Raw genomic sequence first — 7,875 nt, forward strand, 5'->3', positions numbered from 1 at the left:
TCAGTTCCCTCCCAGTGTGCGCACCGGCGGCCGGTCGCCCGGGATCTCCGGCAGTGCGGGCGGCAGCAGGTTGACGATGACCGCGTCGAACCAGCGACCGGTGCCGAGCACGTTCGCGTAGATGTTGTAGAAGGGCGCGGCCAGCTCCAGCGTCTTGGAGATGTTCTGCTGGTTGTCGTTCAGCAGTCCGATCGCGTCCCGCAGGTTGCGGAGCGCGGGGCCGATCTGCTGCTCGTTGTCCGCGACGAGGGCGCTCAGCTCGGTGGAGAGCCGCTGCGCGCTGGTGAGCAGCTGCGAGATCGCCTGCTGGCGCAGGTTCAGCTCGGCGAGCAACTGGCCGCCGTTGCTCAGCAGCCGCTCGAACTCGGCATTCCGGTCGGCCAGCACCTGCGTGGTCTGCTTGGTCGCGGCGAAGAGCTTCTTCAGCTCCTCGTCCCGCTTGGCCAGCGTCTCGGAGAGCCGCGCGACGCCGTCGATCGAGCCGCGGATCTCCGGCGGCGTCGTCTCGAAGGCCTCCGAGAGCACCCGGAAGCTGGTGGCCAGCTGCGCGGTGTCGATCTGGTCGATGGTGCTCGCCGCGTCCGAGAAGGCGTCGATCACGTCGTACGGCGCCACCGTGCGGGAGAGCGGGATGCGCTCACCCGGGTCGGCGGGCTCGGCGCCCTTGGGGTCGAGCGCCAGGTACTTCTGGCCGAGCACGGTCTTGATCTGGATGGAGGCGGTGGTCTCGTTGCCGATCCAGGCGTCCTGGGTGCGGAACTCGACCAGCACCCGGTCCTCGTCGAGCGAGACACCGGTCACCGCGCCGACCTTGACGCCCGCGATGCGCACCTCGTTGCCGGGCTTGAGCCCGGCCGCCTCGGTGAACTCCGCGGTGTAGCGGCTGGCCGCGCCGATGATCGGCAACCGGTCGATGAAGAACACCGAGACCGTCACCAGCAGCACGAGGAAGAGCCCGAGCATGCCCATGAATGCCGGGCTGCGCTTGCCGAGCAGAATCCGGTCGTCCATCAGCGGGCCTCCCCCCGGCACCGGGGCGCCGTGTTGGTGTAGATGGGCTGATTGACCGTCGGCAGCCCGACCGGCAGGTTCAGCTGCGGCGCGTCCGCGGTGCCCGGACCGATCACCAGGTCGATGCCGCAGAGGTAGAACTGGAACCAGGAGCCGTAGCTACCCACCCGGCCCAGCTTCTCCATCTTGACCGGCAGGTTCTCCAGCGCGGTGTTCACGTCGTCGCTGCGCTCGGTGATCGTCCCGGTGAGCTGGCTCAGCCCGGCGATCGAGCCCTGCAGCGACGGCCGCGTCGGCTCCAGCAGGTCGGCGGTGGCGTCGGTCAGCCCGGCGAGCGAGCTCACCGCCTGGCCGACCGTGTTCCGCTCCTGCGAGAGCCCGGAGACCAGGGCCTCGGTGTTCACGATGAGCTGGTCGAACTGGTCGTTGCGGTCGTTCACGGTCTGCAGCACGACGTTCAGGTTGCGCACCAGGTCGCCGATGACGGCGTCCTTGTCCGCGATCTTGTTGGTCAGGCTCGCCGTGCTCGCCACCAGGTCGCGGATGGTGCCCTGCTCACCCTGGAAGACCTGGATGATCTCGTAGGAGAGCTTGTTCACGTCCTCCGCGGTGAGCGTGCGGAACAGCGGCCGGAAGCCGTTGAAGAGCGTGGTCAGGTTGAGCGCCGCCCTGGTGTTCTCCACCGCGATGGTCTCGCCGGCGTTGAGCTTGCGGCCCTGCTCGCCCGGGCCCTGGTCGAGCGCGATGTAGCGCTGGCCGACCAGGTTCCGGTAGCGGATGGTCGCGATGGTGGAGGCAGGCAGCCAGTCCCGGTCCTGCAGCTCGAACTCGACCTCGGCCATCCGCCGGTCCACGATCGAGACCGCGGTGACCTTGCCGACCCGGACGCCGGCGATGCGCACCTCGTCCCCCGGATTCAGCGAGGTGACGTCGGTGAAGCGGGCCTTGAAGGCATCGCCGCCGCCGGTGTAGTTGGCGATCGAGAGGCCGAGGATCGTGGTGGCCATCAGGGTGACCACGATGAAGACGACGAGTTTGGTCAGCGCGCCGCCGACGCCACGCAGTGCCTTCATCGGATGCTCACCTCGCTGCCGCGGAATGCGGGCGCGCCCACCCTGGTCAGCCAGCCGGGCACCTGCTCGGGTGCCACCCCGCTCGCGGCGCCGTAGATCGCCCCGAGCTGCTGCTGCTCCAGCGGCGAGCCCGCCGTTGTCGGAATGTCGGTCGCCGGGAAGGCGCTGTACTGCGGCTCCGCGAAGTACCCGGTGTCCTGATCACCCGGATTCCGGCTCGGGATCGGGTAGGAGCCGTCGTTGACCGGGCCGCCCGGGTACTGCCCCGGGTCGACGCCGAGCGGGAACTCCGGCACGCAGAACGGGCCGCGGTCGTCGAAGAAGCGCGGTTCGTCCTGGTTCGGGAGGTACCGGCCGCGCGGGTTGGTCAGCTCGATGCTGACCCGCGAGCCCGGCCTGCCGGTGCCGGGCCCGAACAGCTCGTCGATGCGCGGCTTCAGCTGCGCGAAGTTCGCCATCGCGCAGGTGAAGGTCGGCGAGAACTTGGCCAGCGATTCCAGGGTGTGCCTGGAGTCGGCGGCCACGTCGATGATGTTGTCGCGGTTGGCGAGCAGGAAGTCCGTCGTCGTCGCCGCGGACGGGGTCAGCACCTGGTAGAGCACGTCGATGTCGGTGCGGCGCTGCACGATCGTGGCGTTGGTGGTGCGCAGGTTGTCCAGCGCGGTCACCAGCTGCGGCGCCGCGTCCGAGTAGGTCGCGGCGACCTGCGCGAAGCTGCGCAGATCCTGCTGGATGTCGGGCAGGACGCCGTTCAGGTCGCGGAAGATCGAATCCAGCTTGTCCACCGACTCGCCGAGCGCGGCGCCCTGCCCGGAGAGCGCCTGGGAGAGCGCGCCGAGCGTGGCCGCCAGATCCTGCGGCGGGATCGCCTGCAGCAGCGGGAGCAGGTCGTCGAGCAGCTTGCTGATCTCGATGGCGTTGCCGGTGGTGTCCTGCCGCAGCGTCATCCCCGAGGTGAGGTGCTGCCCGCTCGGGGCCTCCGGGACGACCAGGTCGACGTACCGCTCACCGAACAACGTCTTCGGCAGCAGCCGCGCGGTGACGTTGGACGGGATCTGCTCGGCCTTGTCCGGGTCGAGCGCGAGCGCGAGGGTGACCTCGCCGCCCGCGGTGTCGCTCGACCGGACCGTGCCCACCTGCACGCCACGCATCTTCACGTCCGCATTGCGGGTGAGCGCGTTGCCGACGCTGTCGGTCTTCAGGTCCACGTCGACGGTGTCGACGAAGGTCTTGTTGTAGATCGCGATCGTGGACCACACGAACACCGCGCACAGCACGAAGAAAATGATCCCGAGCACACGCACCCGAAGTTTCTCGGTGGCGCGCCAGGTCTGCGTCCCGCTCATGCTGCGCCCCCGTTCCGGATGAGCGAGACGTGGCTACGCTTCGCTCCCGCCGCCGGGCTCGACTCGCTCATCCGGCCACCCGCACCGTCGTAGTAGTGCCCCAGATAGCAAGGCTGAGGAAGAAGTCGAGCACCATCACCAGCACGATCGCGGCACGCACCGCGCGACCGACGGCGACGCCGACGCCCGCGGGCCCGCCGGTGGCATGGAACCCGTAATAGCAGTGCACCAGGATGATGACGAACGCGAATATCAGGACTTTGAGGAACGAATAGAGCACGTCCTCGGGTGGCAGGAACAACCCGAAATAGTGGTCGTACGAGCCACTGGATTGCCCGTTGAACCAGACGTTGATCAACCGCGAGGCGACGAAGGTGCCGAGCAGCCCGACCACGTACAGCGGGATCACCGCGAGGAAGCCCGCGATCACCCGGGAGGTGACCAGGAACGGAACACCGGGCACCGCCATCACCTCGAGCGCATCGATCTCCTCGGAGATCCGCATGGCGCCGAGCTGGGCGGTGAAACCACAACCCACCGTCGCCGACAGCGCGAGCGCCGCGACCAGCGGGGCGATCTCCCTGGTGTTGATGTAGGCGGTCAGGAAGCCGGTGAGCACCGAGCTGCCGAGCGCGTCGAGCGCCTTGAAGCCCTGCAGGCCGACGACGACGCCGACCGAGCCGGACATGAAGACGATCACGCCGATGGTGCCGCCGATCACCGCGAGCGCACCGCTGCCGAAGGTGACCTCGGCCAGCAGCCGCATCACTTCCTTGCGGTAGTGCACCGCGGTCTTCGGGATCCACGCGATAGCGCGCGAATAGAACGACATCTGTTCGCCGGCGCGATCGATCACGTTCACCGGAACGCGCGCGATCTCCCCTGCCCGGCGGCTCGCCTTCGCGAGAACCGGGGGGCGATAGTGAGTTGCCATCGATCAGGTGCCTTTGGCGGGAATGATCTGGAGGTACACGAGGGTGAGAACCAAATTCACGAAGAACAGAACCAAGAACGTGATGACCACGGATTGATTCACCGCCTCGCCGACTCCTTTCGGACCGCCCTTGGGATGCAGGCCCTTGTACGCCGCGATCACTCCGGCGAGCAGGCCGAATATCGCCGCTTTGATCTCACCGATCCAGAGATCGGGTAGCTGAGCGAGCGCCGAGAACGACGCCAGGTAGGCGCCGGGGGTGCCGCCCTGCAGCAGGACATTGAAGAAGTAGCCGCCGGCGATGCCGACGACCGAGACCAGGCCGTTCAGCAGCAGCGCCACGAGCGTCATCCCGAGCACCCGGGGAACCACCAGCTTCTGGATCGGATCGACGCCGAGCACCTCGAGCGCGTCGATCTCCTCACGGATGGTGCGCGAGCCGAGATCGGCCGCGACCGCCGACCCGGCGGCGCCCGCGATGATCAGCGCGGTCACCACCGGAGCGGCCTGCTGGACCGTTGCCAGCACACTGGTCGCGCCGGTGAACGACTCGGCGCCCAACTGCTTGATGAGCGAGCCGGTCTGCAACGCCACCACCGCACCGAACGGAATCGCGACGAGGGCGCTCGGCAGGATCGAAACACTGGCGATGAACCAGGACTGTTCGATGAAATCCCGCCATTGGAAAGGGCGCCGAAACGTCTTGCGAAACACGTCGAGCATCAGGGCGAAGATATTGCCGGCCTGTGCAAAGCCGGACTCGACCGGAGCCCGCAATCGCGACAGGGAAGAATCCACGATGGCGTATGTTACCCGTCGGTTCGGCTCTGATGAACAGTGGTGTCATATGATTGAGCACGGAACTTCTCGGTATCCGCTGTGCTGTATGCCATAACCTGCGTGTCGTCGCTCTGGTCGAGCGATTCGCGGATGGCGGCCTGCGCGGCGTGCGGCAGCGTGTGCATGATCTCGCGCACCCGCTCCTGCCGCCGCAGCACACCCTGGCGCACCGGCATACCCGGAGTCGCCCGCATCTGCGGGATGATCCCCTCGACCTCCTCGGCACCACCGTGGTGGTGCCCGGCGTCCACGAGCGCCTGCTCGCGCGCCATCTGGGTCTCGTCCTTCTCCTCCGACATCCCGATCGGCCCGATCATGCGCCCGTTCAGGAACTGCTTCACCACCGGCTCCTCCGAGGTCAACAGCACCTCCCGCGGGCCGAACATCACCAGCTGGCGCCGGAACAGCATCCCGATATTGTCCGGAACCGACCGCGCCAGGTTGATGTTGTGCGTGACGATCAGAATCGTCGCGTCGATCTGAGCGTTGATATCGATCAGCAGCTGCGACAGATACGAGGTGCGCACCGGATCCAGCCCCGAGTCCGGCTCGTCGACCAGGATGATCTGCGGATCCAGCACCAGCGCGCGAGCCAGCCCGGCACGCTTGCGCATACCACCGGAGATCTCACCGGGCAGCTTGCCCTCGGCCCCGATCAGACCGGTCAGCTCCAGCTTCTCCATCACGATCTGCCGGATCTCGGACTCCGACTTCTTCGTGTGCTCCCGCAGCGGGAACGCCACGTTGTCGAACAGGTTCATCGACCCGAACAGCGCACCGTCCTGGAACAGCACCCCGAAGAGCTTCCGGATCTCGTACAGCTGCTTGTTGGAGCAGGTCGTGATGTCCACCCCGTCGATGAAGATCGACCCGCGCTCCGGGCGCAGCAGCCCGATCAGCGACTTCAGGAACACCGACTTGCCCGTGCCCGAGGGGCCCAGCAGGGCGCTGACCTCACCGGAGGGCAGCGTCAGCGAAACATCCTGCCAAATCCGCTGCGAGCCGAAGGACTTGGTAACTCCCTCGGTCCTGACCTCGACGCCCACGCGTACCTCCACACAGTTATCGGCGAACGGTCCACTGTGGGAGCCGGCGAAGAGCGGCCGGTGCGTCACATCACAGTGGGTCGGGCCACTGTATCCCATGCTTCCGAGCGGGCACACCCCTACCTGACTGGTGAGTAACCCGTGTCACCGCCGATATCCGCGCAGGTAGGCGCAGGACAGGCCGAAAAAGCCGAACGGGCGGTTCCCTCCAGGGGAACCGCCCGCATCCGTGCCTCCCGCCGATTGCGGGCGGAAAAGGACCGTCTTACTTGACCGACACCTTGGCGCCGGCGCCTTCCAGCTTCTCCTTGGCGGCATCGGCGGCAGCCTTGTCGACCTTCTCCAGGATGGCCTTCGGGGCGCTCTCGACGAGGTCCTTGGCCTCCTTCAGGCCGAGGCCGGAGACGATCTCGCGGACCACCTTGATGACCTGGATCTTCTTGTCGCCCGCACCCTCGAGGACGACGTCGAACTCGTCCTGCTCGACCTCGGCCTCGACCGGGGCGGCAGCCGCGGCACCCGCGACGGCGACCGGGGCGGCGGCGGTGACCTCGAACTTCTCCTCGAACTTCTTCACGAAGTCGGAGAGCTCGAGCAGGGTCATGTTGCCGAAGGTCTCGAGCAGCTCGTCAACGTTGGCCATGGTGGTTCCTTTCGAAGTATGTGGTGTGGATGTGGGTGGCGGCCACCCGGGGAGATCACTCCGCGGTCTCGGCCTCGGGCTCGGCCTCGGCGGGCGCGGTGGCGCCCTCTTCGGTCCGCTTCTTCTCCTCCAGCGCGGCGGCCAGGCGGGCCACCTGCGAAGCGGGAGCGGCGAAGAGCCCGGCGGCCTTGGCCAGGTTGCCCTTGAGCGCGCCTGCCAGCTTGGCCAGCAGCACCTCGCGGGACTCCAGGTCGGCGATCCGCTCGACCTCGGACACGGACAGCGGCGCGCCGTCCATGTACCCGCCCTTGATGACGAGGGCCTTGTTGTCCTTCGCGAACGCCTTCAGCGCCTTCGCCGCCTCGACCGGCTCACCGGTGACGAAGGTGATGGCGGTGGGGCCGACGAACAGCTCGTCCAGGCCTTGCACGCCCGCTTCCGCAGCGGCGCGCTTGACCAGGGTGTTCTTGGCGACGGAGTAGGTGGCCTCGGAACCGAGGGCCCGGCGCAGCTCGGTCAGCTTGCCGACCGAAAGACCACGGTATTCCGTGATCACGGTGGCGGTGGAGCTCCGGAACTGCTCCGTGATCTCCGCGACCGCGGTGATCTTCTCGGCATTCGCCATACTTCGCCTCCTCTCTCGATGGTCGGTACGTGACGTACCACCGAACGAATGGGCCGGCGAAAGAACAAGCGCCCCGGACGCAAAGCGTTCCGGGGCGCACAGGAAACACCGTGCCGGACACTGCCCGGCGAACGGAATCCCGACCTCGGCTCTCCCTGCGTGGGCCGCCGGCACTCTGGCCGGACCTTCGACCGATTCCGTGCGGAATCGACGACCAACGGTCTTCGGTAGAACGATGGGGGGTGGGTGCGAACGCGTCGCACGCCGTTGCTCAATTTACAGGCCGAGCCTGTATTTCCCAAATCGATCCGGAACGCACAGCGGCGGGGGCGCGAATCGCGCTCACGCTGCTGTGCG

General features: G+C 67.2%; 8 protein-coding genes. All 8 read right to left on the bottom strand.

The features are described 5' to 3' along the window. The gene (locus ACFO0B_RS14230) at window positions 1–1,011 is read right to left on the bottom strand and encodes an MCE family protein (RefSeq protein WP_378612908.1); all 1,011 of its coding nucleotides are present in this window, start codon (window positions 1,009–1,011) and stop codon (window positions 1–3) included. Then, entirely contained in the window at window positions 1,011–2,084 is a 1,074-nt protein-coding gene (locus tag ACFO0B_RS14235; RefSeq protein ID WP_378612909.1) for an MCE family protein, read from the bottom strand. Before ACFO0B_RS14235 ends, ACFO0B_RS14230 begins: the two co-directional genes overlap by 1 nt. Then, on the bottom strand, window positions 2,081–3,430 hold the full coding sequence (locus ACFO0B_RS14240; RefSeq protein ID WP_378612910.1) for an MCE family protein: 1,350 nt from the start codon (window positions 3,428–3,430) through the stop codon (window positions 2,081–2,083). Before ACFO0B_RS14240 ends, ACFO0B_RS14235 begins: the two co-directional genes overlap by 4 nt. 67 nt (window positions 3,431–3,497) lie before the next feature. Then, entirely contained in the window at window positions 3,498–4,364 is an 867-nt protein-coding gene (locus tag ACFO0B_RS14245; RefSeq protein WP_378612911.1) for an MlaE family ABC transporter permease, read from the bottom strand. Window positions 4,365–4,367: 3 nt separating this feature from the next. Then, window positions 4,368–5,087 (bottom strand): MlaE family ABC transporter permease, encoded by a 720-nt coding sequence (locus tag ACFO0B_RS14250; protein ID WP_378613797.1) that lies wholly within the window; start codon window positions 5,085–5,087, stop codon window positions 4,368–4,370. A gap of 86 nt (window positions 5,088–5,173) precedes the next feature. Next, window positions 5,174–6,250: an ABC transporter ATP-binding protein gene (locus ACFO0B_RS14255; protein WP_378612912.1), complete on the bottom strand. Its 1,077-nt coding sequence runs from the start codon at window positions 6,248–6,250 to the stop codon at window positions 5,174–5,176. Between the two features lie 265 nt (window positions 6,251–6,515). Further along, entirely contained in the window at window positions 6,516–6,893 is a 378-nt protein-coding gene (rplL, locus tag ACFO0B_RS14260) for a 50S ribosomal protein L7/L12 (protein WP_378612913.1), read from the bottom strand. Window positions 6,894–6,948: 55 nt separating this feature from the next. After that, window positions 6,949–7,518, bottom strand: coding sequence for a 50S ribosomal protein L10 (rplJ, locus tag ACFO0B_RS14265; RefSeq protein WP_378612914.1), 570 nt, complete (start codon window positions 7,516–7,518; stop codon window positions 6,949–6,951). Between the last annotated feature and the right edge of the window lie 357 nt (window positions 7,519–7,875).

This window comes from Nocardia jiangsuensis (assembly GCF_042650385.1).
GTDB classification, from domain to species: domain Bacteria; phylum Actinomycetota; class Actinomycetes; order Mycobacteriales; family Mycobacteriaceae; genus Nocardia; species Nocardia jiangsuensis.

Excerpts from the sequence above, each read along its gene's own strand:
- ACFO0B_RS14230 (WP_378612908.1), bottom strand. The coding sequence starts at position 1,011 with ATGGACGACCGGATTCTGCTCGGCAAGCGCAGCCCGGCATTCATGGGC.
- ACFO0B_RS14240 (WP_378612910.1), bottom strand. The coding sequence starts at position 3,430 with ATGAGCGGGACGCAGACCTGGCGCGCCACCGAGAAACTTCGGGTGCGT.
- ACFO0B_RS14250 (WP_378613797.1), bottom strand. The coding sequence starts at position 5,087 with ATGCTCGACGTGTTTCGCAAGACGTTTCGGCGCCCTTTCCAATGGCGG.
- rplL (WP_378612913.1), bottom strand. The coding sequence starts at position 6,893 with ATGGCCAACGTTGACGAGCTGCTCGAGACCTTCGGCAACATGACCCTG.
- ACFO0B_RS14245 (WP_378612911.1), bottom strand. The coding sequence starts at position 4,364 with ATGGCAACTCACTATCGCCCCCCGGTTCTCGCGAAGGCGAGCCGCCGG.
- ACFO0B_RS14235 (WP_378612909.1), bottom strand. The coding sequence starts at position 2,084 with ATGAAGGCACTGCGTGGCGTCGGCGGCGCGCTGACCAAACTCGTCGTC.
- rplJ (WP_378612914.1), bottom strand. The coding sequence starts at position 7,518 with ATGGCGAATGCCGAGAAGATCACCGCGGTCGCGGAGATCACGGAGCAG.